21 protein-coding genes are annotated in these 23,493 nt (G+C 71.0%); 14 read left to right on the top strand and 7 right to left on the bottom strand.

Annotated features, from left to right (window positions below):
- Both VFZ39_RS10280 and rpsF read right to left on the bottom strand, forming a co-directional pair.
- On the bottom strand, positions 1-101 hold a 101-nt coding region (locus VFZ39_RS10280; protein WP_330865672.1), incomplete at its 3' end, for a single-stranded DNA-binding protein.
- Between the two features lie 108 nt (positions 102-209).
- A complete protein-coding gene (rpsF, locus tag VFZ39_RS10285; protein WP_330865654.1) occupies positions 210-497 on the bottom strand; it encodes a 30S ribosomal protein S6 in 288 nt (95 codons plus the stop codon).
- Between the two features lie 159 nt (positions 498-656).
- Here rpsF and VFZ39_RS10290 point away from each other — a divergent pair, with 159 nt between their 5' ends.
- From VFZ39_RS10290 to VFZ39_RS10300, 3 genes are all read left to right on the top strand, one after another.
- Entirely contained in the window at positions 657-1,451 is a 795-nt protein-coding gene (locus tag VFZ39_RS10290) for a deoxyribonuclease IV (protein ID WP_330865655.1), read from the top strand.
- Between the two features lie 149 nt (positions 1,452-1,600).
- Positions 1,601-2,545: an iron-containing redox enzyme family protein gene (locus VFZ39_RS10295; RefSeq protein WP_330865656.1), complete on the top strand. Its 945-nt coding sequence runs from the start codon at positions 1,601-1,603 to the stop codon at positions 2,543-2,545.
- On the top strand, positions 2,542-2,748 hold the full coding sequence (locus VFZ39_RS10300; RefSeq protein ID WP_330865657.1) for a CDGSH iron-sulfur domain-containing protein: 207 nt from the start codon (positions 2,542-2,544) through the stop codon (positions 2,746-2,748). The genes VFZ39_RS10295 and VFZ39_RS10300 overlap by 4 nt, the downstream gene beginning before the upstream one ends.
- Here the strand turns inward: VFZ39_RS10300 and VFZ39_RS10305 are convergent.
- Positions 2,745-3,368 (bottom strand): class I SAM-dependent methyltransferase, encoded by a 624-nt coding sequence (locus VFZ39_RS10305; protein WP_330865658.1) that lies wholly within the window; start codon positions 3,366-3,368, stop codon positions 2,745-2,747. The two genes, VFZ39_RS10300 and VFZ39_RS10305, sit on opposite strands and share 4 nt — an antisense overlap.
- A 123-nt stretch (positions 3,369-3,491) precedes the next feature.
- Between VFZ39_RS10305 and VFZ39_RS10310 the strand changes: the two genes are divergently transcribed.
- Positions 3,492-4,613, top strand: a complete 1,122-nt coding sequence (locus tag VFZ39_RS10310) for a lipid II:glycine glycyltransferase FemX (protein ID WP_330865673.1) — start codon at positions 3,492-3,494, stop codon at positions 4,611-4,613.
- 17 nt (positions 4,614-4,630) lie between these two features.
- The gene (locus VFZ39_RS10315; RefSeq protein ID WP_330865659.1) at positions 4,631-5,701 is read left to right on the top strand and encodes an alanine racemase; all 1,071 of its coding nucleotides are present in this window, start codon (positions 4,631-4,633) and stop codon (positions 5,699-5,701) included.
- On the opposite strand, the gene VFZ39_RS10320 is transcribed toward VFZ39_RS10315, so the two are convergent.
- Both VFZ39_RS10320 and VFZ39_RS10325 read right to left on the bottom strand, forming a co-directional pair.
- Entirely contained in the window at positions 5,662-7,095 is a 1,434-nt protein-coding gene (locus VFZ39_RS10320) for a glycosyltransferase family 87 protein (protein WP_330865660.1), read from the bottom strand. The two genes, VFZ39_RS10315 and VFZ39_RS10320, sit on opposite strands and share 40 nt — an antisense overlap.
- Complete coding sequence (locus tag VFZ39_RS10325) at positions 7,092-9,371, bottom strand: transglycosylase domain-containing protein (protein ID WP_330865661.1); 2,280 nt, start codon at positions 9,369-9,371, stop codon at positions 7,092-7,094. The genes VFZ39_RS10320 and VFZ39_RS10325 overlap by 4 nt, the downstream gene beginning before the upstream one ends.
- A gap of 154 nt (positions 9,372-9,525) precedes the next feature.
- On the opposite strand from VFZ39_RS10325, the gene VFZ39_RS10330 reads away from it, so the two are divergent.
- Both VFZ39_RS10330 and VFZ39_RS10335 read left to right on the top strand, forming a co-directional pair.
- Positions 9,526-10,104: a PadR family transcriptional regulator gene (locus VFZ39_RS10330; protein WP_330865662.1), complete on the top strand. Its 579-nt coding sequence runs from the start codon at positions 9,526-9,528 to the stop codon at positions 10,102-10,104.
- A 35-nt stretch (positions 10,105-10,139) separates the two neighbouring features.
- Positions 10,140-11,225, top strand: a complete 1,086-nt coding sequence (locus tag VFZ39_RS10335) for an inositol-3-phosphate synthase (protein WP_330865663.1) — start codon at positions 10,140-10,142, stop codon at positions 11,223-11,225.
- A 47-nt stretch (positions 11,226-11,272) separates the two neighbouring features.
- On the opposite strand, the gene VFZ39_RS10340 is transcribed toward VFZ39_RS10335, so the two are convergent.
- Positions 11,273-12,967, bottom strand: coding sequence for a hypothetical protein (locus VFZ39_RS10340; protein WP_330865664.1), 1,695 nt, complete (start codon positions 12,965-12,967; stop codon positions 11,273-11,275).
- 635 nt (positions 12,968-13,602) lie between these two features.
- Between VFZ39_RS10340 and VFZ39_RS10345 the strand changes: the two genes are divergently transcribed.
- Entirely contained in the window at positions 13,603-13,935 is a 333-nt protein-coding gene (locus tag VFZ39_RS10345) for a hypothetical protein (protein WP_330865665.1), read from the top strand.
- A gap of 13 nt (positions 13,936-13,948) precedes the next feature.
- Here VFZ39_RS10345 and VFZ39_RS10350 read toward each other — a convergent pair whose 3' ends face one another.
- Complete coding sequence (locus VFZ39_RS10350) at positions 13,949-15,376, bottom strand: CCA tRNA nucleotidyltransferase (RefSeq protein ID WP_414690285.1); 1,428 nt, start codon at positions 15,374-15,376, stop codon at positions 13,949-13,951.
- 113 nt (positions 15,377-15,489) lie between these two features.
- Here VFZ39_RS10350 and VFZ39_RS10355 point away from each other — a divergent pair, with 113 nt between their 5' ends.
- The 6 genes from VFZ39_RS10355 to VFZ39_RS10380 all read left to right on the top strand — a co-directional run.
- The gene (locus VFZ39_RS10355; RefSeq protein WP_330865666.1) at positions 15,490-17,658 is read left to right on the top strand and encodes a DUF6049 family protein; all 2,169 of its coding nucleotides are present in this window, start codon (positions 15,490-15,492) and stop codon (positions 17,656-17,658) included.
- A complete protein-coding gene (murJ, locus tag VFZ39_RS10360) occupies positions 17,655-19,325 on the top strand; it encodes a murein biosynthesis integral membrane protein MurJ (RefSeq protein WP_330865667.1) in 1,671 nt (556 codons plus the stop codon). The genes VFZ39_RS10355 and murJ overlap by 4 nt, the downstream gene beginning before the upstream one ends.
- 51 nt (positions 19,326-19,376) lie before the next feature.
- On the top strand, positions 19,377-21,269 hold the full coding sequence (locus tag VFZ39_RS10365) for a protein kinase family protein (protein ID WP_330865668.1): 1,893 nt from the start codon (positions 19,377-19,379) through the stop codon (positions 21,267-21,269).
- A complete protein-coding gene (sigM, locus tag VFZ39_RS10370; protein WP_330865669.1) occupies positions 21,266-21,928 on the top strand; it encodes an RNA polymerase sigma factor SigM in 663 nt (220 codons plus the stop codon). Before VFZ39_RS10365 ends, sigM begins: the two co-directional genes overlap by 4 nt.
- Before the next feature lie 67 nt (positions 21,929-21,995).
- Entirely contained in the window at positions 21,996-22,700 is a 705-nt protein-coding gene (locus tag VFZ39_RS10375; RefSeq protein WP_330865670.1) for a hypothetical protein, read from the top strand.
- A gap of 75 nt (positions 22,701-22,775) precedes the next feature.
- Positions 22,776-23,493 (top strand): NAD(P)/FAD-dependent oxidoreductase (locus VFZ39_RS10380; protein WP_330865671.1); only part of this gene is annotated, 718 nt, incomplete at its 3' end.

Genomic DNA, 23,493 nt, shown 5'->3' on the forward strand with positions numbered 1-23,493 from the left:
GCCACGGTGAAGTTGGCCACCGCCGCCCCGGACGGCGTGAAGCGCAGCTCCGGGTCGTCGGTGATGTTGCCGACCACCGTGATGACGGTCTCGCCTGCCATGTCAGGTCTCCTCGTGGTTGCCGCTGGTGACCGGCCGGGAGCCGGCCGGGACGTCGGTGCCCATCAAAGCCTGAGCCACCGACAGGGGGAAGTGCTCGTCCACAGCCCTCAGGCGGTAGGACGCAGCACCTTCGTGCGCAGCACGGCCTCGTTGAGACCCAGCTGGCGGTTGAACTCCTTGACCGTGTCGGGCTCGGCGTTCAGGGTGATGACGGCGTAGATCCCCTCGGCGTTCTTCTGGATCTCGTACGCCAGGCGCCGGCGGCCCCACACGTCGACGTTGTCGACGGTGCCACCGTCCTTGCGGATCACGTTGAGGTACTTGTCGAGCGAGGGCTCGACGGTCCTCTCTTCGAGACTCGGGTCGAGGATGACCATGACTTCATAAGCACGCACAGCGGTCTCCACCTCCTCTGGACTAGAGCGGCCACGGACTCTCCGTGGCAGGAGGGCGATGCGATGGTGTCGCGCGGTTCGGACCGAACGACGCAGGCGAGGTTATCAGCGCCGGGCCGCGCACCCGGAATCGTCGGTGCCCCGACCTAGGGTGGTGCCATGCGCATCGGAGCCCACGTCGACCAGACCGACCCGATCGCCGAGGCTGCCGCCCGCAACGCCCCGCTGGTGCAGTTCTTCCTCGGCGACCCGCAGGGCTACAAGGGGCCCGAGTTCCGGTACGCCGCTGGCGCAGCCGGGCTGCGAGAGGACGCGACCAAGGCCGGCATCGACCTCTACGTCCACGCGCCGTACATCGTCAACGTCGCCACGACCAACAACCGGATCCGGATCCCCAGCCGCAAGCTCCTCCAGCAGCACGTGGACGCGGCCGCGGAGATCGGCGCGCAGGGGCTGATCGTCCACGGCGGGCACGTCAACGCCTCCGACGATCCCGAGATCGGGTTCGACAACTGGCGCAAGGCGGTCGACGCTGTCGACCTCAAGCTGCCGGTGCTGATCGAGAACACCGCCGGTGGCGACAATGCGATGACCCGCCACCTCGAGCGGATCGGCCGGATCTGGGACGCCATCTCGGGGTGCGAGCAGGCTGACCGGGTGGGGTTCTGCCTCGACACCTGCCACGCCCACGCCGGCGGCATCGACCTCACCACCGTGGTCGACGACGTACGGGCGATCACCGGCCGAATCGACCTCGTGCACTGCAACGACAGCCGTGACGAGCCCGGGTCGGGCGCCGACCGCCATGCCAACCTCGGGGCGGGCAAAGTCGATCCGGAGCTGCTGGCATCGGTCGTCCGCGAGGCCGGCGCGCCGGTCGTGCTCGAGACCCCCGGCGGGCCTGCGGAGCACGTCGCCGACATCGAGTGGCTGGAGCGAGCAGTCGGGTCCTGAGCAGCGTGACGCGGTCCAAGAAGAGCCCCGGCCGGTGGTTGAGGTGCGAGCGCAGCGAGCCTCGAAACCCCCGGCCGTTCGAGCGTGACGCCGGGTCGAAGGAGGGGCCGGCAGCGGCATGAGCCGGGTCGTTCCGGGTACTCCGGGCCATGCACATCCCGTCTCCGCGCGGCAAGCTCTCCGCGTGCGTCGCCGAGGTGCTGCGCCAGCAGCAGGTCGGACCGATCGACGCGTCCTTCGCCGAGAGCGACGAGGACGCCGCCCTGTCGCTGTGGATCCTGCACGAGCTCAGCTACTCCGGCTTCGCCGATGTCGACGACGGCCTGGAATGGGACATCGGGCTGGTCACCCTCCGACTCGAGCTCGAGGCCGCGCTCGAGGCACAGCTGCGTGACCGCTTCCCCGGCCCGCCCGAGCCCTCCGACGACCTGGTCGCCGCGTTCTTCGGGTACGTCGAGACTCACGACGGCCCGTCCCTGGCCGGGCACGTCCACACCGACGGCACCGACGAGCAGGTTCTCGAGCTGCTCCGGTGGCGGTCGGTCTACCACCTGAAGGAGACCGACCCGTCGGCGTTCGTGCTCGCCAGGCTCCCTCGGCCGGCCCGGGCCGCGCTCGCCGAGCTCCTCTACGACGAGTACGGCGCCGGACGCCCCGAGCGGCTGCACTCCCACCTGTTCGCCGAGGCGATGCGTTCGGTGGGGCTCGACCCCGAACGTGGCTACGTCGACGACGTGCCGCTGGAGGTGCTGGAGCTGAACAACGCGGTCACCATGTTCGGCCTCCACCGGAGACTCCGAGGGGCGGCCATGGGGCATCTGGCGGCCTTCGAGTGCACCAGCTCAGTGCCTTCGCGCCGGCTGGTCCGCGGCCTGCAGCGGCTCGGATTCCCACCGCCGGTCATCGACTACTACGAGGAGCACGTGCTCGCCGACGCCGTGCACGAGCAGGTCGCCGTACGCGACATCGTCTCGCCTCTGGTCACCGAGGACCCTCGCCAGCTCGAGGACGTGTTCTTCGGTGCCTTCACCTGCCTCGACCAGGAGGCACGGGTCGCCCGGGTGCTGCTCGATCGATGGGGGGTGGCGGCGTGACGGAGCGAGCCGCCGCCGACGTCGTGCTCTGTCCGGGCGGGCCGATGCTGGTGCGCGGCGCTCGCCATGTGGTCGACGCCGACGGCACCCGGCACCCGGTGGACCGACCGGTCGTGGCGGTGTGCCGGTGTGAGCTCTCCGCGACGCTGCCGTGGTGTGACGCCACCCACAAGCGGCTGCCGGACGAACGGCGGCCGCGCTAGCGGTTCTGCAGGAGCACCAGGACGCCGCGTTCCTCCGCACGCACCTCGACCACCTCGAGTCGGTTCGCCTCCAACGCACCCGCCAGCGCAGACACCTGCTCGGCGTAGCCGAGCTGGAGCACGCCGGTCCCGCCGGGCGGCAGATGCCCGCCGATCACCTCGAGGCACCGCCGCGCCACGTCGAGCCCGTCGTCGCCACCGTCGATCGCCAGCAGCGGGTCATCGGGGTACCGGCCGATCTCGGCCCGCAGCACCCAGGGTGGGTCGGCGATGATCAGCGGAAAGCGCTCGTCGGGCGTCACCGCCTCGAGCAGGTCCGCGACCCGCACCTCGACGAACGGCGCGAGACCGGCGGCCTCGGCGTTGATCGTCGTGAGCTCGGCTGACGCAGGGTTGACGTCGACGCACACCAGCCGGCGCTGGTCGTCGGCCTGGTGCACGAGTGCCAGGGCCAGCAGTCCGATGTGTCCGGCGCCGCTGCACAGCTCGAGGATGTCGCCCCCGGGCGCCTGACCGGCCAGCGCCGCCGCCCACTCCGACTGTCGGGCCGTCCACTCCCGCGGGGTGAGCACCCGATCGTCGTACCTGATCGTCAGCTGGCCGAAGGCGGTCACGGGCACCGGGCCACTCTAGGCGCGAACCTGCTGGGCGAGTCTGGCGCTCAGCGAGGGACGTTTCGCCCGCGAGGTCACGGTTTCCCCGCCTGAGCGGGGAAACCAGCACCCCGATAGCCTCGCCGAGTGATCTCAGTCCGCGCGCTCACCGCCGAGGAGCACCTCGACTTCGTGCGGACCCGTACCACCGTCAGCTTCCTCCAGACGCCCGCGTGGGCGGCCGTGAAGTCGGAGTGGCGCGCCGAGTCGCTCGGATGGGTCCGCGACGGAGCGGTGGTCGGCGCGGCCCTGGTGCTCTACCGACAGCTGCCGAAGGTGAGGCGCTACCTCGCCTACCTGCCCGAGGGCCCCGTGCTCGACTGGGAGACCGAGGAGCTCGGCGCCTGGCTCGACCCGATGGTCGCCCATCTGAAGCGGCAGGGCGCGTTCGGCGTCAGGATCGGCCCGCCGGTGGTGACCCGACGCTGGAGCGCCGCCCAGGTAAAGCAGGGCATCGCCGACGACGCCGTACGTCGGCTCGACGACCTGCCGCCGCAGGAACGGAGCGCGACCGGGGCCCGAGTCGTCGCCCAGCTGCAGGAGCTCGGGTGGCGACCCCAGCTGGCCGAGGGCGGCTTCGCCGCGGGGCAACCGCGCCACAACTTCTGGATCCCGCTCAAGGGACGCACCGAGGACGACGTGCTCAAGGGCATGAACCAGCTGTGGCGACGCAACATCAAGCAGGCCGCCAAGGAGGGGGTCGAGGTCGTCACGAGCGGATCGTCCGTCACGGCTGCCGAGCTCGAGGACTTCCACCGGCTGTATGTCCATACTGCCGAACGCGACGGCTTCACCCCGCGCCCGCTCTCCTACTTCCGCACCATGGTCGACGCCCTCGGTGCCGAGGACCCCGATCGGATCCGGCTGTGGTTCGCCCGCCACGACGGTGACCTGGTGGCCGCGACGATCGCGATCCGCGTCGGAACCCACGCGTGGTACTCCTACGGTGCGTCCTCCACCGAGAAGCGCGACGTCCGCGGCTCCAACGCCGTGCAGTGGGCGATGATCCAGGACGCGCTCGAGGCCGGCGCCGAGGTCTACGACCTGCGCGGCATCACCGACACCCTTGACGCCGACGACCCGCACGTCGGGCTGATCCAGTTCAAGGTCGGCACCGGCGGCGAGGCCGTCGAGTACGCCGGGGAGTGGGACCTTCCGATCAACCGCCCGCTCTACACGGCGTTCGACGTCTACATGCGGCGTCGGGGCTGACCCAGGAAGGGAGCACCGTGAGCCTGACCCTCACCGTCGACGGCGACCGCTGGCGCGACCACCTCACGGCGGTCGCGGAGCGGACCCCCGGTCTGGTGCCGGTCGCCAAGGGCAACGGCTACGGCTTCGGGCTCGGGCGGCTGGCGCGACGCGCGCAGTGGCTGCACGACCGGGGGCACGGCGCCGACACCCTTGCCGTCGGCACGTACGACGAGCTGCCCCAGGTTGCGCAGCGGTTCGACGGCGACCTGCTCGTGCTCACGCCGTGGCGACCGTTCGGTGCCGCCACCGAGCTCGATCCCGCTCTGCAGGAGCGGGTCGTCCACACCCTCAGCCGGGTCGAGGACGTGCGCGCACTGCTGACCGAGCAGCCGCGCGCCCGGTTCGTGCTCGAGGTCGAGACCAGCATGCGGCGACACGGCCTGGACCGCCGCGAGCTCGAGGCCGCCGCGCGGTTCCTCGACGGGCTCGAGCGACCGCGTCTCCTCGGCATCGCGATCCACCTCCCGCTCGGCCACGGCTCCCATCTCAGCGAGGTGCGCCGGCTGGTCACGCACGTGGTGGCGGCCGACCTCGGCACCCGCACGCTGTGGGTCAGCCACCTCACCGACGACGAGCTCGCCCGGCTCCGCGCGTCGTACGCCGACTTCGAGGTCCGGCCGAGGATCGGCACGTCGCTCTGGCTCGGTGACCGCGGTGCGCTGCGGGTCACCGCGACCGTGCTCGACGTCCACGAGGTCGCTCGCGGCGACGTGTTCGGCTATCGCGGTCGCTCCGTCCCCAAGCACGGCCACCTGATCGTCGTCAGTGGCGGCACCGCCCACGGGATCGGCCTCGAGGCGCCTACCGGGGACACCAGCCTGAAGGCGCGTGCGGCCACCCTGGCGCGGGGCGGGCTCGACGCGGTCGGGTTCGTCCGTTCGCCGTTCAGCATCGACGGCAAGCAGCGGCTCTTCGGCGAGCCGCCGCACATGCAGGCCTCGATGCTGTTCCTCCCCGACGGGGCCCGGGTTCCAGAGGTGGGCGACGAGGTCGACGTGCGCGTGCGCTACACCGCCACGACGTTCGACCGGGTCGTCATCGACTGAGGCGGTCCCGGGGGCCGGGCCCGGACCGGGTCGTGCTCGGGCCGCAGCACGTCGCGGACGACCAGCCCGACCAGGTAGAGCTCGGCGAGCGCCCGCACCAGGATCGCGACCCAGTAGAAGCCGACGTCGCCACCACCGGAGGGGTCGAGGAAGCCGCCCAGGTAGAACCACACCATCGCGAAGTAGAAGACCTCCCCGCCCTGCCAGACCAGGTGGTCGCGCCAGCGCGGCCGGGCCAGCGCCGCGAGCGGCAGCAGCCAGAGGACGTACTGCGGCGAGTAGACCTTGTTGAGGAGGAGGAACCCGATCAGGATCAACAGCCCCAGCTGGGCGAACCGGGGTGTCTCGGGGGCGCGCAGCCCGATCACCAGGACACCGAGGCACCAGACGGCGAACAGGCCCCACGACCAGAGGTTGATCGTCGCGGGGTCGAACCCCACGTCGTAGGCCTGATCGATGACCAGCCACAGCGACCCGAGGTCGGCGCCACGGTCGGAGTTGAAGGTCCAGAAGTGCGCCCACTCGTCCGGTCCCGACACGTAGCCGGGCAGGTTGGCGAACCCCCACGCCACCAGAGCGAACAGGGCTGCCGCCGCCACGTCCTTCAGGCGGCGCTCGCGGATCCCGATCACCAGCAGCGCTCCGAGCAGGAACAGCGGGTACAGCTTGGTAGCCGTGCCGAGGCCGATCATCACCCCCGTCAGCACCGGTCGGTCGCGCGACCAGGCCCACAGCGCTCCGGCGACGAACACCAGCGCCAGGAGGTCCCAGTTGATCCACGCCGTCAGCAGCAACGCGGGCGACGCGGCGACCAGAGCCGCGTCCCACGGTCGGTGCCGGTGGACCCCCGCCAGCAGCCACACCGCCACGAGCGCCAGGCCGGCCAGGCCGACGGCGTTCACGGCGACGTAACGGCGCGCCTCGTCGGTGATCCCCTCGAGGCCGGCGAGGCGGTCGGCCGGGGTCGCGTACCGCGGCGACAGGTCCGGTGAGCCGCTGAGCCAGTGCGTCACGTGAGCGGTGCCCCACGCCCAGTAGGCGATCACCGCCGGGTACTCCATCACCGGGTAGCGGGCCCGGACCTCCTCGTCGTCGCTGTAGGGCCAGCTGAGCTCAGCCAGGCCGCGCCCGGTGTACTGGTACGGCAGGTCGGAGTAGCACATGTGCGTGTAGCGCTCCACGCCGTTCTGCCACGACGCCTGGTAGCAGCTCGACTTCTGCACCAGCCCCAGGGCCAGGCAGATCGTCGCCAGCGCGAGCACCACCCGGACCGGCGTCCACCAGGGATGGCGGCCGGCGCGGGACCCGACCGGACCCCCCACCCCCTCGCTGAACGAGGCGAGGAACGCGTCGTCCTGGGTCGGGTGGACGTGCCCGCCCGGGGGCAGGTTCACCAGTAGTACCGCTCCCGGTTGGCTGGAGCCGGCGCGGTGCCGGTGGGGCTCTCAGTCGGGTCTGGGTCCTCGTCACAGTTCGGGTTGAGGGGCGGGCAGGGAGGCGGCTCCTCGGTCGTCGGCTCCTCCGTCGGCTCCTCGGTCGTCGGCTCCTGCGACGGGGTCTTCGTCGGAGGCTGCTTCGTCGGCGACGGCGGCGGCGTGTACGGCTCGTGGCCCTCCTGGGGCGCGTCGCCGTCCACGTTGGCCGGCTCCGGGAACTCCTCGACGGGGAGCCCTTCCATCGCGCGCTGCATGATGGCGGTCCAGGTCTCTGCGGGGTAGGCGCCGCCGAAGTACGTCGGGAGCCAGCCCTGGAGCTGCTCATTGCCCTTGCCGCGGACGTACATGACGGCCGTACTCAGCTGACGGGTGTAGCCGGCGAACCAGGCCGACGACACCTCGCCGAGGCCGTTGGTCGCGGTGCCCGTCTTCCCGGCCGCGGGCCAGCCGAGCTCGAGCGCGGCGGTGCCGGAGCCGGACTCCACGACCTGTTGCAGCGCGTAGCTGGCGTCGGAGCTGATGTCCGCGTCGACGGCGCGTTCGCTGCTGACCTTGTGCTGGTAGTCGGTCTCGCCGTTGGGCAGGACCACCTTCTCGATGATGTAGGGGTCGGCCGCCTTGCCGTCGTTGGCCAGCGTCGCGTACGCGTTCGCCATGTTGATGGGGCTCACCGTGGCGTTGCCGAGCGCGACGCCCGTGATCGGCTCGAGGCCGGGGGAGCTGTTGGGGAAGCCCGGTGCCTTCTTGCGTGCCTTCGCAGGCGGGATACCCAGCCGGTTGGCCGCGTCGACGATCTTCTCGGGTCCGTCGTCCATGCCCATGGTCATGTCGATGAAGGCGGTGTTGATCGAGTTCTCGGCCGCGGTCACCATCGAGACCGAGGAGCCGTAGTCGGAGTCACCCTGGTTCTCGATCTCGGTGCCGTCGGGGAGCTCGATCGGGGAGTTCCCCTCGAAGGTGTCCTCGAGCGAGTACCCCTCCTCGATCGCGGCGACCAGCGCGGCGGCCTTCATGGTCGAGCCGGCCTGGCCGCCTGCGACCGCCCAGTTGATCTGGGAGTCCAGGAAGTCCTGGCCGCCGAAGATGCCGCGCACCGCGCCAGTGCCCGGCTCGACCGTGGCGGCCCCGATGTGCAGCTGCTTGTCGCCGAACCCGTCCGGTCGAGCTTCCATGACGCCCTGGACCGCGGCGTCCATCGCCTTCTGGGTGAACGTCGTGGTGACCCGCAGCCCACCGCCCTCGATCTCCTCCTCGCTGTACCCGAGCCGGAGCAGCTCCTTCCGCACCATCGTCAGGACGTGACCGCGCTGCCCGCCGTACTGACTCTCCTGCTCGAGCTCTGGGAACGTCGGCAGCCGACGGGCACTCCGCTCGGCCTTCTCGGCGGAGATCATCCCTTCCTCGGCCATCGCGTCGAGGACGTAGGCATAGCGCTCCTTGAGGTCCTGACGGGCCTGCTTGCCCTGGCCGGGGTCGAGGTCGTTGGGGTCGTTGACGACGCTGGCGAGCACCGCGGACTGCTTGAGGCTGAGATCCTTGGCCTCGACGTCGAAGTACGCCTTCGAGGCCGCCTGGATGCCGTACGCGCCGCGGCCGAAGTAGATGGTGTTGAGGTAGCCCTCAAGGATCTGCTCCTTGGACACGTCGCGCTGGAGCTTCAAGGAGATGAACGCCTCCTTGACCTTGCGCTTCAGGGACTGCTCCTGGGTCAGGTACAGGATCTTGACGTACTGCTGGGTGATGGTGGACGCGCCCTGGGTGCTGCCACCCTGCGCGTTGTTGAAGGCGGCGCGGATGATGCCCTTCGGGTCGATCCCGCGGTCGTTCCAGAACGTGGGGTTCTCGGCCGCCACCACGGCGTCCTTGACCGTGTCGGGCATCTCGTCGAGCGGGATCGACTCCCGGTTCTGGGTGGCGAACTGGCCGAGCTGCTCCTTGCCGCCGGCGTAATACACGAAGGAGGTCTGGGTCTCGAAGTCCTCGTTCGGGTCCGGGATGTCGATGGTCTGGTACAACAGCACGAACGCTCCGCCGGCGAGCAGGGTGCCGATCAGCCCGAGGATCAGCAGCCACTTCCCGGCGCGGCGCCACCGGCTCCGCGACGGCTTGCCGTTCGTGCCGTTCGTGCCGGGCTTGCCGTTCTTGGTGTTCTTGCCTGGTGTGCCGGATGTCGACGAGGCCCGGGTGGGCTTCTTCTTCACAGCTGGGCCGGCGGCCCGGCGTTTTCCACTCACGTGCTTTCAGAGACTTTCGGTCGGGGGAAGGGATCGACGCTGGATCAGGGTACGCAACCACGCGTGAGAGCCCGAACCGTCGCGACGCGGGTCGGTGCGACACCGGCGGATACCCGGTGGATACGCGGCTGGATATATCGGTACGATAGATCGCATGGCACGACGTGGAGAGACCATCGAGCTGGCGGTCCTCGGGCTGCTGCACGAGGGTCCCATGCACGGGTACGAGCTGCGCAAGCGGCTCAACCTGATGCTCGGTTGGGGGCGAGTGCTGTCCTACGGCTCCCTCTACCCCGCGTTGAAGAAGATGCTGCGCGCTGATCTGATCGAGGAGATCGCGCCGAGGAGCATCAGTCGCCGGCCCCGGATCGTCTACCAGCTCACCGAGGCCGGGGACGCCGAGTTCCAGCGGCTGATGTCGGAGGTCGGACCCACCGCGTGGGAGGACGACAACTTCGACATCCGCTTCGCCTTCTTCGGCCGAACCGACATGGAGATCCGGCTGCGCGTGCTCGAGGGGCGCCGCAGCCGGCTGCAGGAGCGGCTCGAGCGTGTCCAGAAGGAGCTGGCGATGACCCAGCAGGAGGTCGACCGGTACGCCGCGGAGCTGCAGCGCCACGGCGTGGAGTCGGTCGAGCGCGAGGTGCGCTGGCTCTCCGAGCTGATCAACGCGGAACGGACCGGTGACCAGAAGGCCACCGGGATCACCAACCCCGGTCAGTCGCAGGCCTGACGGGAACCGAGAAGGACCAGGAAGGAATCGCTCGCATGGGTGCGGTACGAGTAGCAATCGTCGGCGTGGGCAACTGCGCGACGTCCCTGATCCAGGGCGTGGAGTACTACAAGGACGCTGATCCGACCGGGACCGTTCCCGGCTTGATGCACGTGTCCTTCGGTGACTACCACGTCGCCGACGTCGAGTTCGTCGCGGCGTTCGACGTCGACGACAAGAAGGTCGGCAAGGACCTCTCCGAGGCGATCAACGCCTCCGAGAACAACACCATCAAGATCAGCGAGGTCCCTACGCTCGGCGTGGAGGTCCAGCGCGGCCACACCCTCGACGGTCTCGGCAAGTACTACCGGGAGACGATCGAGGAGTCCGCCGCCGAGCCGGTCGACGTGGTCGCCGTGCTGCGCGAGACCCGCGCCGACGTGATGGTGTCCTACCTGCCGGTGGGCTCGGAGGAGGCCGACAAGTTCTACGCACAGTGCGCGATCGACGCAGGTGTGGCGTTCGTCAACGCGCTACCCGTCTTCATCGCCTCCGACCCGGTCTGGGCCAAGAAGTTCGAGGACGCCGGCGTCCCGATCGTCGGCGACGACATCAAGAGCCAGGTGGGCGCGACCATCACCCACCGGGTGCTGGCCAAGCTCTTCGAGGACCGGGGCGTGGTGCTCGACCGCACCTACCAGCTCAACGTCGGCGGCAACATGGACTTCAAGAACATGCTCGAGCGGGAGCGGCTGGAGTCCAAGAAGGTCTCCAAGACCCAGGCCGTCACCTCGAACCTCACCGGCGAGCTCGCCGGCAAGACCCACGACCGCAACGTGCACATCGGCCCGTCCGACTACGTCGCGTGGCTCGACGACCGCAAGTGGGCCTACGTCCGCCTCGAGGGCCGCGCCTTCGGCGACGCCCCGCTCAACCTCGAGTACAAGCTCGAGGTCTGGGACTCGCCGAACTCGGCCGGCATCATCATCGACGCGATCCGGGCCGCGAAGATCGCCAAGGACCGCGGCATCGGCGGACCGATCATCTCGGCCTCGTCGTACCTGATGAAGAGCCCGCCGGTGCAGCTGCCCGACGACGAGGGCCGGCGCCGGGTGGAAGCATTCATCCGCGGGGACGAGTGACGTCCGGAGGGTGAGCCGGGCGCGCAGCGCGTCGCTGCTGGGGTGACTCAGGAGCGGCAGCTGCTCGACCCGGAGTCCTGGACGGCTCCGGTCCCGGCATTCCGGAACGCCCAGTCATACCCGGTAGCCCGGAGCTGCATCGTGAGAACCCCGTGGCTCTCGACCTGTGCCTGGCTGCCGGGATCCACTCGCGGGAAGTCGTGGAGGCTGGCCCCACCGGTGCCCACCACGAACTGACGCAGGCCGCTCGCCACGGGCCGGCCGTTGGCGTCCAGCGGTGCGAACCGTTCGTATCCACGGTCGTGGGCGCTCAGCACCACGTCCACTCCGAGGCCGTGCGCGGTCCTGAACCACGGGTCCACGAACGGGAAGGGGCTGTTGTCGCCGCTGCTGTACCGGGGGTGGTGCCAGACGACGACCTCGCACCTGTGGGCATCGGCCGTCAGCACGTCGCGCAGGCCCGCGTTCTGCTCTGCGACCTCACCCGCGGTGGCGACACCCGAGCCTTGGTCGCCCGCGGAGTTGAGATGCACCACCAGCCAGTCGCCCACGACGGTCGAGTAGGAGCCCGCCGTGCCCGCGATGTCCGTGCCGAAGTCGGAGTCGGGCCCGAAGTACGCCACTGCTCCGTCACAGCCCTGCTTGGTGGCGCCGGTGCTCCTCGGGTAGTCGACGCAGTCGTGATTGCCATACCCGGGCAGCGTGATGTTCTTGATCGACGGCCGCCCCCACCTGGTCTCCGGAACGGTGCCGCCGCCGTACTTCTGTCGGAACTCGGAGAGCAGGCCGTTGTTGTAGGCGTGGTCGCCGACCGTCACCACGACGTCAGGATCGATCGCGCTCACCCGGTTCGCTGTCACGCCGCACTGACCGCACAGGTCGCCGGCCGCGGCCAGGGTGATGCCATCGGCCGGCGGATCCGGCGGATCCGGCGGGTCGGCTGAGCCGTCGAGGGTCAGGAACACGTTGTCGACGCGGCCGTTGAGCTGGTCGGTCGCTCCGGGCACCAGCGCCCCGTCGGCCTTCAGCCTGGCCCCGATCGCCAGCGGCGTGGCGCGCGGGAACGCCAGATCGCCGGTCGCCTTCTGACCAGAGCTGATCACCGTGCTCGTGGAGCCGTCGGCGTGGTAGGTCGTGACGGACACCCGGACCGTGTCACCGTCACGCGCACAGCGCGCTCCGTACCACTGCAGCGGGACGATCGTGACCGACGAGCGGACGAGCCTCGCGCCCTGGTCGCCCTTGATCCGGCAGCCGACCCGCCCGTCGGTCACCTCGAGCCGGAACTGGCTGGGGCTGCTGCCGAGGCCGCGCTCCAGCAGGGTGTTCCCGCCATCGATGCTGGTGCCACCCTGCGACACCTGGTCGAGTCGGAAGTCGGCACCGAACTCGAACCTGCCTCCGCCCGGGCTCATCTCGTCGTTGGCGCCGGGATTGCGGACCCGGATGGCGGCTCGCGCGGCGGGCGCCGAGCCGTCGTAGTCGGGGAAGTCGACGCTCTGTGAGGCTCCCTGGGTCGAGACCCGGACCACGCCTCCGTCGCGCGCCGCCACGTCGATGGTGAAGGCCGCGGATCCACCGTTGGTGAAGGTGTCCACGATCGTGCCGTCGGCGGCAGCGGACACGAAGTCGAGCCGCAGGGGTGTCGTCTCAGCAGCGTCGGCGGGCGTGTTCACCGCTACCAGCCCGGCTGCCGCCAGCGCTGTGATCGCACACGCGGACGCGACCTTGGCCACCCCCATGAGCATCCGCCTCCCCCGGCGTGGACTTCGGACATTAGTGCGCGCCCATGTCGGGCGCTACACGTCCTCGGACTCAGTTGAGGCAGGGCACAGCAACAGCCCGGCAACAACGATCCCCCGTTGGCGGACGCTCCGCTCAACCTCGGGGTGCAGAGCGAGAGCCCTCCCTCGGCGGCACATTTCGGGTCGACCGGCTCCTCTTGCTAGCGTGGCGGGCTTCGTGCTCATCACGGGCAATGAAGGGACCCACGGGGGGTGCCCGTGAGCTACCTCCCGGAGACCCCATGCAACACCGAGCCCCACGTCCACTCCTCGACTCCCGGGTCCTGCCGTCCCTCGTGATCGCGTTGACGCTGGGGATCGGTGGCTACGCCGGCGTCGCATCGCTGACGGGCGGACCCGGGTCCACACAGGCGGACTCGTCCGCCCCGGCTGCGGCACCAGGCACCCCGCTGCCGACGGAGCCGCTTCCAGAGTCCGACAGCCCTGACCCGCTCGCGAGTGACGACGAGTCGCCTGCGCCCGCTTCCGGGCAGTCTCGGGCGCCCTCCCCCACGAGCGATTCCGGCCCGTCGGTCCCGGCGCCGCTCGACGAGGTGACGCGCCCGCTGGGCGCCGAGCCGAATACGTCGTCCGTGAGCCCGTCCACGCCTGATTCGTCCACGCCCGAACCGTTCACGACCGCCCAGGACGACACGGCACCGAGCTCGACCCTGTCCGCCGACTATCCCGAACCGGACGCAGCGGAGTTCTCGTTCAGCGCGGACGAGGATGCGTCGTTCTCCTGCAGCCTTGACGGCGCGACCTTCGTCCCCTGCGGCGTTGCCCAGGTGTACTCGGACCTGGCACCCGGGTGGCACACGTTCGCCGTACGGGCCACCGACCGTGCCGGGAACACCGACCCGAGCCCGGCCGAGACCCGTTGGCACGCGAAGAACGGTCACGCCGGCGACACCGGCGACGGGTGACTGATCGGCTCGGCTAGAACGCGTCCTCGCGGTCCGCCCACCAGGCGAGCAGCCGGCGGGTCGCCTCCTCCTCGCCGAGCGGCCCCTCGTCCATCCGCAGCTCCAGCAAGAAGGAGTACGCCGCACCGACGTCACGTCCCGGAGGGATGCCGAGGATCTTCATGATCGCGTTGCCGTCGAGGTCGGGCCGGATCGAGGCCAGCTCCTCCTCCTCGGACAGTCGGGCGATCCGTTCCTCGAGGTCGTCGTAGGTCCGCCGCAGCCGCTCGGCCTTGCGCCGGTTGCGGGTGGTGCAGTCGGCGCGGGTGAGGATGTGGAGGCGCTCGAGCTGGTCGCCGGCGTCTCGGACATAGCGGCGGACGGCCGAGTCGGTCCACTCACCCTCGCCGTACCCGTGGAAACGCAGATGCAGCTCGACCAGCGTGGCGACCGCCTCGATGGTGCCGCCGGAGAACCGTAGCGACTTCATCCGCTTCCGCGTCAGCTTGGCGCCGACGACGTCGTGGTGGTGGAACGTGACACTGCCGTCGGCGAGGAACCGCCGGGTGCGGGGCTTGCCCACGTCGTGCATCAGCGCCGCGAACCGGACCACGAAGTCCGGGCCTGCGCCGAGCCGGCCCTCCTGCTCGATCGCCTGCTCCAGCACGGTCAGCGTGTGCTCGTAGACGTCCTTGTGTCGGTGGTGCTCGTCGCGCTCGAGGGCGAGCGCGGGGAGCTCGGGCAGGACATGGCCGGCGAGTCCGGTCTCGACCAGCAACGTCAGCCCGCGGCGCGGGTGGGGCGCGCAGACGAGCTTGACCAGCTCGTCGCGGACCCGCTCGGCCGAGATGATCTCGATCCGCTCGGCCATCGCCGTCATCGCGGCGACCACCTCGGGCGCCACCTCGAAGCCGAGCTGGGCGGCGAACCGGGCCGCCCGCATCATCCGCAACGGGTCGTCGGAGAAGCTGTCCTCCGGTCGACCCGGCGTCCGCAGTCTCCTGTGGGCGAGGTCCACGATGCCGCCGAACGGGTCGGTGAAGGCCCGGTCCGGGATCGAGATCGCCATCGCGTTGACCGTGAAGTCCCGGCGCAACAGGTCGCCCTCGAGGCTGTCGCCGTAGTCCACCGCCGGCTTGCGTGAGCTCGGGTCGTAGGAGTCGGCGCGGTACGTCGTGATCTCGAGGTGCCAGTCACCTCGACGCAGCCCGATGGTGCCGAACGCGCGGCCGATGTCCCAGACCGCCTCCGCCCAGCCCGCGACCAGCCGCTCGGTCTCCTCCGGGCGCGCCGACGTGGTCAGGTCGAGATCGGTGACCGGTCGGCCCAGCAGTGCGTCGCGGACCGGGCCGCCGACCAGGTGGAGCTCGTGCCCGGCCGACCGAAAGCGCTCCCCGAGCGGGCCGAGGACGCCGTCGAGCCGGTCGAGCTCGTCACCCACGGAGCGCTGGGCGTCGCGCAGGTTCCACGCGGACGCGGCGGGCTCGGACACGCCCAGAGACTCTAGATGACTCGGTCGTCGCGACGCCTCGCGGCCGTCCCGGTCGTGGCCGCACGCCCGGATAGAGTCGGCGCGTGCCTCGCCGCTGCTCGCTTCTCCCTGCCCTCGCGGCGGCCGGGGCGACGGTCGTGGGCGGTCTCCTGGCCGTCCCGATGCCATCCCACGCGGCAGCACCGGCGGCCCCGACCGCGCCCTCCGCCGCGGCCGCGGGGCAACCGCTGCAGGTCGAGATCAGCTCGCTCACTCCGTCGTACGTCCCCGACCGGGGCACGGTCACGCTCACCGGCACCGTCACCAACACCTCGGAGAAGCCGTGGCGGGCGATCCGCGTCTACGCCTTCATGGGTGACACGCCGATGCGATCGGCCGCCGAGCTCGACGCGGCCGTGGAGACCCCGGTCGACGCCGTGGTCGGCGAGCGGATCCTGCTGCCGGACACGTTCGACGAGCTCGGTCGGCTGGCGCCCGGCGAGTCCAAGACCTTCACGGTCAGCGTTCGACGCGGCCAGCTGCCCGCGCAGGAACCGGGCGCCTACTGGTTCGGCGCACATGCCCTGGGAACCGACAGTGCCGCCGACCCCGACACGTTCACCGACGGTCGCGCCCGCACGTTCATCTCACTGGTGCCGCCGCAGACGCCCGGCACGGAGCGCACCTCGATCGTGATCCCGATCCGTCGGGCGATCCGGCACACGCCCGGCGGGCGGATCAGGGGAGTCGCCGGCTGGGCGGCCGACCTCGACGACGACGGTCGGTTGCGCTCACTGGTGGAGCTCGGCGCAGCCGCCGGCTCGAAACCGGTGACGTGGCTGGTGGACCCTGCCGTCCCCGACGCAGTCGCTCGGCTGGTCGCCGGGAACCTGCCGCGAACCCTCGCCGACACGCTGCCACCGGTCGACGGCGAGGAGGACGGGGAGGGCGGCGAGTCCGGTGACCCCGGTGATACCGCATCGCCGTCGGGCTCGGGGGACGAGGAGCCCACGGACCCGGAGGCGCCGGCCGACCCGGAGGTCCCGGTCAACCCGGCCACCGAGCCAGGTGCTGCCTGGCTCGACCGGTTCGAGGACGCTGTCGGAGGCGACGAGGTGCTGGCGCTGCCCTACGGCGACCAGGACGTCGCGGCGGCGGCGGCCGAGGCGCCCGACTTCTACGGGCTCGCGGTCAGCCGGGTCGGCACGGTCATGGACCGGCTCGAGATCGTCACCGAGCCGGCGGTCGCCGGCGCAGACGGCTTCCTGTCGCCGGACTCGTTCGTCATGTTCGGCGAGGGCGAGCAGGTGCTGCTGAGTGACGCCGCGCTTCCCCGCGAGGAGCCGGTCACGACCGCTCGCGTCGACGACCAGGAGGTCGTGTTCTCCTCCAGCGCGGTCGTGCGGGGCGGCCCGGGGCCGGACGACCCGCTGTCGGAGATCGCGGTCCGGCAACGGCTGCTGGCGGAGGCGGCGGTGCGGCTGCTCTACCACGACCGGACTCCGCTGCTGGTCCTGCTTCCCGAGGACTGGCAGCCCGACAACCCCTCCAGCTTCTGGTCGGGCCTGGACGCCGACTGGCTCGAGCTCACCACGCCCGACGACCTCGGCACCGGGCCTGAGATCACCCCCGAGGACCTCGCCTACCCGGTGGAGCAGGAGCTCACCCAGCTCGACCCGGAGAACTTCGAGGCGGCCCGTGAGCTGATCTCGGCGGGCCGGCTGCTCGACAACGTGCTGCCACGCAACGACCTGGTCGCCTCCCAGACCTTCGACGAGGCGCTCACCTCGCTTTCTGTCGCGAAGCGTCAGCGGGCCCTGGCCTCGCGGAGCGAGACGCTGCAGGCGGTCAGCTGGATCGAGAGGCGACTGCGGCGGATCCGGGTCCGGGCACCGCGGGGCGTGACCCTGTCCAGCAGCACCGGCAGCTTCCCCACTCTCGTCACCAACCGGCTCGACCACCCGATCCGGGTGATGCTGGAGGCTGACAGCCTCGGCGAGGTCTCCGTCGAGAACTCCGGGCCGGTCGAGCTCGCGGCCGGCAGTCGACAGACCGTGCTGCTCAACGCCGTCGCCGACAGCCCGGGGGTGCACTACGTGCGGATCCGCGTCACCGACGAGAACGGCAATCCACTCGGGACGGTGCGGCGGGTCGCGATCCGGTCTGCGGAGGTCAGCCAGGTGATCTGGCTGATCCTCGGCGTGGGGGTCGGGCTGCTGTTCGTCGCGATCGCGATCCGCGTCGTACGCCGGGTCCGGAGTGAACGCGCATGAGCGACGTCCGGGCCGGGATCCTCTCCTCGAGCGCGGTGATGGCGGCCGGCACCACCGTGTCGCGGCTCAGCGGCTTCGTCCGGTCCGCGATGCTCGTCGCAGCGCTCGGCAGCGGGCTGCACGCCGAGCTGTTCAACGTCGCGAACACCGTGCCGAACATGCTCTACATCCTGCTGGCCGGCGGCATCTTCAACGCCGTGCTCGTGCCGCAGCTGGTGCGCACGATGAAGCACGACGCCGACGCCGGGGAGGCCTACACCAACCGGATCGTCACCGCCGCCGCGCTCTTCCTCGGGATCGTCACGGTGGCGCTGGTGGTCGCCGCACCGTGGGTGATGGAGCTCTTCCTCGGAGCGCCGTTCGACGATCCCGAGCTCGCGGAACAGCGTGCCTCCGCGATCAACTTCGCCCGGTGGTGCCTGCCGCAGGTGTTCTTCTACGGGATGTTCGTCCTGGCCGGGCAGATCCTGAACGCTCGCGGCCTGTTCGGGCCGATGATGTGGGCCCCGATCGCCAACAACGTGATCTCGGTCGCGGTGCTGGCGACGTACCTCTTCGTGTTCGGCCCGGCGACGGGTGCCGAGCAGAGCGCAGCGTTCAGCCCGGGCCAGGAGATGCTGCTCGGACTCGGCTCGACCGTGGGCATCGCCGCGCAGCTCCTCGTGCTGCTGCCGTACCTGAGACGGGTCGGGTTCTCCTACCGGCCGCGGTTCGACCTGCGCGGCACCGGCCTCGGGCACACGCTGCGGCTGGGTGCCTGGACGGTCGGGTTCGTGATCGTCAACCAGATCGCCTACACCGTCGTGGTCAACCTCGCGTCGAGTGGCCCGGCCGAGGCTGCACGGAGCGCAGGGGACCAGGCAGCCACCGGCTACACCGTCTACTCGTTCGCGTTCCTGATCGTGATGGTGCCGCACTCGATCATCACGGTGTCCCTGGCGACCGCCGTGCTCCCACGACTCTCCGCGCTCGCCGCCGACGACGACCGATCCGCGCTCGCAGACACCTTGATGGTCGCGCTGCGCAGCGCGCTGTCGGTCGTCGTGCCGTTCGCCCTGCTGCTCCCGATCGTGTCCCGCGACGCCGCCCACGTGATCTGGGGGTACGGCGCCGGGCGCGATACCTACCAGAACTTCGCTCCGACCCTGGCGCTGTTCGGGATCGGCCTGGTGTTCTTCACGGTTCACTACCTGATGTTGCGCGGGTTCTACGCCCTCGAGCAGACCCGCACCGTCTTCTGGATCCAGTGCGTCATCTCGGTCACGAACATCGCGGCCGCCCTGCTGCTGGTGCGCGAGGCCACAGCGAAGCAGACCTCGCCGGCCCTGGTGCTGGCCTACGCGGCGGCCTACCTCATCGGCGCAGCGGTCTCCTCCGCGGTGCTGGCCCGCACCCTCGGCGGTCTCGGGCTGCGCTCGATGATGCGGTTCCTGGTGCGCCTGCTCCTGGTCGCGCTGCTGTCGACCGCCCTCGCGTACGGCGCCGCCCAGTCGCTCGCCGGGCTCGGCGAGGACCCGGCGCTCGGCGTCTCGCTGCTGCGTGGTGTCGCGGTCGCGACGGTGGACGTCGTCGCCTTCTTCGCCCTGGCCCGGCTGTTCCGGCTGCAGGAGGTCACCCAGGTGCTCGACATGGTGGCCCGACGCCTCCCCTCCCGATCCCGGGGCTAGGGGGTTTGCGACCTACCATGACCTCAAGCAGCCAGTCGTCGAGGGAGGATCGTGCCGCAGTCCGCAAGTCGTGGCGACGTCCTCGCTGACCGGTACCGTCTGGACGACCTGCTCAGCGAGAGCGGGAACGGCCGGTTCTGGCGAGCCCACGACCGGGTGCTCGACCGTCCGGTCGCACTCCACTGCATCGCCGCGGACGACCCCCGCGCCGAGCGCCTCACCGAGGCGGCGCGGCTCTCCGCCACGGTGCTCGAACCGCGGATCCTGCGGGTGCTGGACGCCGACCGCCGTGACGGCATGGTCTACGTCGTCAACGAGTGGGGCTCCGGCACCTCGCTCGACATCATGGTCACCGGCGACGGTCCGCTCCCACCCCGTCGCGCCGCGTGGGTGGTCTCCGAGGTCGCCTCGTCGATGGCGGCGGCCCACGCGAAACGGATCCCGCACGGGCGACTGGTCCCCGAGAACGTGCTGATCGACCAGGCCGGTTCGGTCCGGCTGATCGGCTTCTGTGTCGACGCCGCGCTCCACGGCCTGCCGGCCGGTGAGCTGTCCGAGGACGTCACCGACATCGGTGGGCTGCTCTACTTCCTGCTCACCGGCAAGTGGGCCGGGCAGTCGCCGTCGGCGATGCCACCGGCGCTCCGCGACCACGACCGCTTGCTACGGCCCCGACAGGTCCGGGCCGGTATCCCCCGTCTCCTCGACAGCCTGTGCGACCACGTCCTCGACCCGTACGCCGCCCCGCCCGCCGCCTGGGACGTCAACCTCCACACCGCACGCGGCATCGCAGAGGCGCTGCGCGACTACGTCGGCGACCCGACCGGACTGATCGAGCCCGCACCGCTCAACGGGATCCGCGGCGGCGGGGTGCTCGCGGTACCCGAGCGGCGCCCCGAGCCGCCGGCGGACCCGGCTACGGAGCCGACCCGCGTCGTACCCGCGGTCGGCGCCGAGCCCCCGCCGCTCCTCCCACCCGAGACCGGCAGCGAGCCGGCCGACGACCCGTCGCTGCTCGCCGACCAGGGCCCGCTCAGCGCCCCGACGACACCGACCGACGTCCCGACCCAGGCCGGGATGCCGATCTTCGACGACGCGACCGACGACGTCTCCTGGCTCGAGCGGCGCTCGGAGCCGCCACCGCCGCCGCCGGCGTTCGAGGACCCGCCCGAGCGTCCGCTGTTCGCTCCCGAGCCGCCCGAGGGCGCTCCCGTCCGCCGGCCGCGGCCGGGGGCCGCCTCGCAGACCGGCGACTACTGGCCGTGGGACCGGACCGGACCCAACACCGGCAGCGGTGTGCTCCCGGTCACCGAGGCCGACCCCGACGCCGAGGAGGTGCCCGGCCGCTCGTGGTTGAGGCTCGCGTTCCTGATCGCGGCCGCGCTGCTGCTGCTGCTCGCGCTCGTGGTGGCCTACAACCTCGGCCGGGGCAAGACGCCGCTGGGCGCGGAACCGGAGCCCGATCCGTCCGATCAGCCCTCCGAGACGGCCGGCAGCCTGACGCCGATCACCGGCACCACGGCGTCGGACTTCGACCCGCAGGGCGACCCACCGGAGGAGTACCCCGACCTCGCCGCGCTGGCGGTCGACGGTGATCCCGAGACCGTGTGGCGCACCGAGACCTACTTCGACCAGTTCGGTCCCGGCGGTCTCAAGACCGGGGTCGGCCTCACCATCGACCTCGGGGGCGAGCACGAGGTGTCCGAGATCGACCTGACCGTCAGAGGAGCACCGACGTCGGTGAGCTACTTCCTCACCGACACCCAGCCCAGCACGGTCGCCGACCTCTCGCCGGTCGAGGAGGTGACCCTCGAGCGAACGCGGGTGCGGACCCGGCTCGACGAGCCGGCGAGCGGGCAGTACCTCGTGGTGTGGCTGACCGCGCTGCCCGAGGTCGACGGCGGCTACCGCGGCGAGATCGCCGAGATCGTGGTCAGCGAGTGACGGATCGGACCGACGCCGAGCTGCTGGCGGCGCACGTGCAGGGCGACGCCGAGGCGTTCGGGCTGCTCTTCGCCCGGCATCGCGACCGGCTGTGGGCGGTGGCGGTGCGCACCATGGGCAACCCCGAGGACGCGGCCGACGGTCTCCAGGACGGACTGATCGCGGCGTACCGCCGGGCGAGCTCGTTCCGGGGGGAGGCGCAGGTCACGACCTGGCTGCACCGGGTGGTCGTCAACGCCTGCCTCGACCGGCTGCGCGCGGCGAAGGTACGTCGAGCCGAGGCGCTGCCCGACGACCTGGACGAGCGCGGCGACCGCGGTTCCCTCGCCACCAGCGGCCCGGTCCTGCCCGAGGACGAGACGCTCGCCGACGAGCGGCGCCGGCTGGTGGTCGCTGCGCTGCGTCGGCTGCCGGCCGAGCAGCGCGCGGCGCTCGTGCTCGTCGACATGGAGGGGTACTCCGTCGCCGAGGCCGCCGAGATGCTCGACTGCCCGGAAGGGACCGTGAAGTCCCGGTGCTCGCGCGGCCGGGCCCGGATGGCCGAGCTGCTCCACGTCCTGGCCCCCGGACGTGACGGCGACCACTCCGCCCCGGGGAACCCGGCACCCTCCCCGCCCGTCCCACTCACAGAACCGCGCGGACCGCCGGCGCCCACCTGACCTGGACGTCCCAGCAGCCGCCGGGACCAGCGTGCCGAACCAGAACCCGAGAGGAGGTGTGCCGCCGATGACCGATCCGCACCAGCCCGACCCGACCCGTGACCTCACGCCCGACGAGGAGAGCCGCGTCCGCCAGTTGCTGGCCGACGCGCGGCACACCGAACCGATGCCCGACGACGTCGTCGCCCGGCTCGACCGGGTGCTCGCCGGCCTCGCGGACGAGCCCGCCCGGGAGGCGGCGGTCGTCTCGCTCGCCGCCCGTCGGCGGCGGGTGACCAGGTTGTTGGTGGCTGCGGCCGCGGTGGTGGTCGTGGGCGTCGCCGGCAGCCAGGTCCTCGGAGGGCCGGGGGGCACGACGGCCTCCGAGGACTCGCAGGGCGCAGCCGAGGCGCCGGACGCCGAGTCGGCGGAGGAACCTCCGGCCGCCGGCGCCGACTCCGGCGCCGACCGCGAGCCCACTGGTGAGGGCGAGGTGACGGTGAGCAAGAACCGGGTCGCGAAGGTACGGCCCCAGTCGTTCGCCGCCGACGCCGAAGCGATCCGCGACGGGTCGGTCGCCTTCCTGAACGACTCCGACACCCGCCAGAGCGACGGCGCCGCCGCCGTCTGCACCGCGGGAGACTGGGGTGTCGGGCGCTATGTGGCGGTGCGGTACGCCGGTGACCCCGGCTGGATCGTGTACCGCCGGCCGCAGGGCGACACCCAGGTAGCGGACCTGTTCCTCTGCGGCAGCGAGGTCGCCGGCCGGTCCCTGACGCTGCCCTACCCCTAGGGCGTGCCTCGGTCCCCGCAGGGAATGCCGCTCGCCTACGATCGGTTCTCTAGGCGTACCCCAAGAAGGAGCAGCATGTCCGACCCCCGCACCCTCGACGGCGCTCCGCGCAACCCCGAAGGCGCTCCGCGCAATGTCATCGTCATCGGCTCCGGCCCCGCGGGCTACACCGCGGCCTTGTACACAGCGCGTGCCTCGCTGAACCCGCTTGTCTTCGAGGGTTCGGTGACGGCTGGCGGCGCGCTCATGACCACCACCGAGGTCGAGAACTACCCCGGCTTCCGCGACGGCATCATGGGGCCGGCACTGATGGACGAGATGCGCGCCCAGGCCGAGCGGTTCGGCGCCGAGCTGGTCGCCGACGACGTGGTCGAGGTCGACCTGACCGGTGACGTCAAGATCGTCAAGACCGCCACCGACACCTACACCGCCCGCGCCGTCATCCTGGCCACCGGATCGGGCTACCGCAAGCTCGGCCTGCCCCGCGAGGAGGAGCTCTCCGGCCGCGGCGTCTCGTGGTGTGCCACCTGTGACGGGTTCTTCTTCCGCGACCAGCACATCGCGGTCGTCGGCGGCGGCGACTCCGCCATCGAGGAGGCCACCTTCCTCACCCGCTTCGGCACCAAGGTCACCCTGATCCACCGCCGCGGCGAGCTGCGCGCCTCGAAGATCATGCAGGAGCGCGCGTTCGCGAACGAGAAGATCGAGTTCGTCTGGAACAGCGAGGTGGTCGACGTCCTCGGTGACGACGCCGTCACCGGCGTGGTCCTGGAGTCGACCGTAGACGGCAGTC

The sequence above is a fragment of the Nocardioides sp. genome (genome assembly GCF_036374615.1).
Classification (GTDB): Bacteria; Actinomycetota; Actinomycetes; order Propionibacteriales; family Nocardioidaceae; genus Nocardioides.

Excerpts from the sequence above, each read along its gene's own strand:
- VFZ39_RS10335 (WP_330865663.1), top strand. The coding sequence starts at position 10,140 with ATGGGTGCGGTACGAGTAGCAATCGTCGGCGTGGGCAACTGCGCGACG.
- VFZ39_RS10330 (WP_330865662.1), top strand. The coding sequence starts at position 9,526 with ATGGCACGACGTGGAGAGACCATCGAGCTGGCGGTCCTCGGGCTGCTG.
- VFZ39_RS10375 (WP_330865670.1), top strand. The coding sequence starts at position 21,996 with ATGACCGATCCGCACCAGCCCGACCCGACCCGTGACCTCACGCCCGAC.
- VFZ39_RS10295 (WP_330865656.1), top strand. The coding sequence starts at position 1,601 with ATGCACATCCCGTCTCCGCGCGGCAAGCTCTCCGCGTGCGTCGCCGAG.
- VFZ39_RS10340 (WP_330865664.1), bottom strand. The coding sequence starts at position 12,967 with ATGGGGGTGGCCAAGGTCGCGTCCGCGTGTGCGATCACAGCGCTGGCG.
- VFZ39_RS10290 (WP_330865655.1), top strand. The coding sequence starts at position 657 with ATGCGCATCGGAGCCCACGTCGACCAGACCGACCCGATCGCCGAGGCT.
- murJ (WP_330865667.1), top strand. The coding sequence starts at position 17,655 with ATGAGCGACGTCCGGGCCGGGATCCTCTCCTCGAGCGCGGTGATGGCG.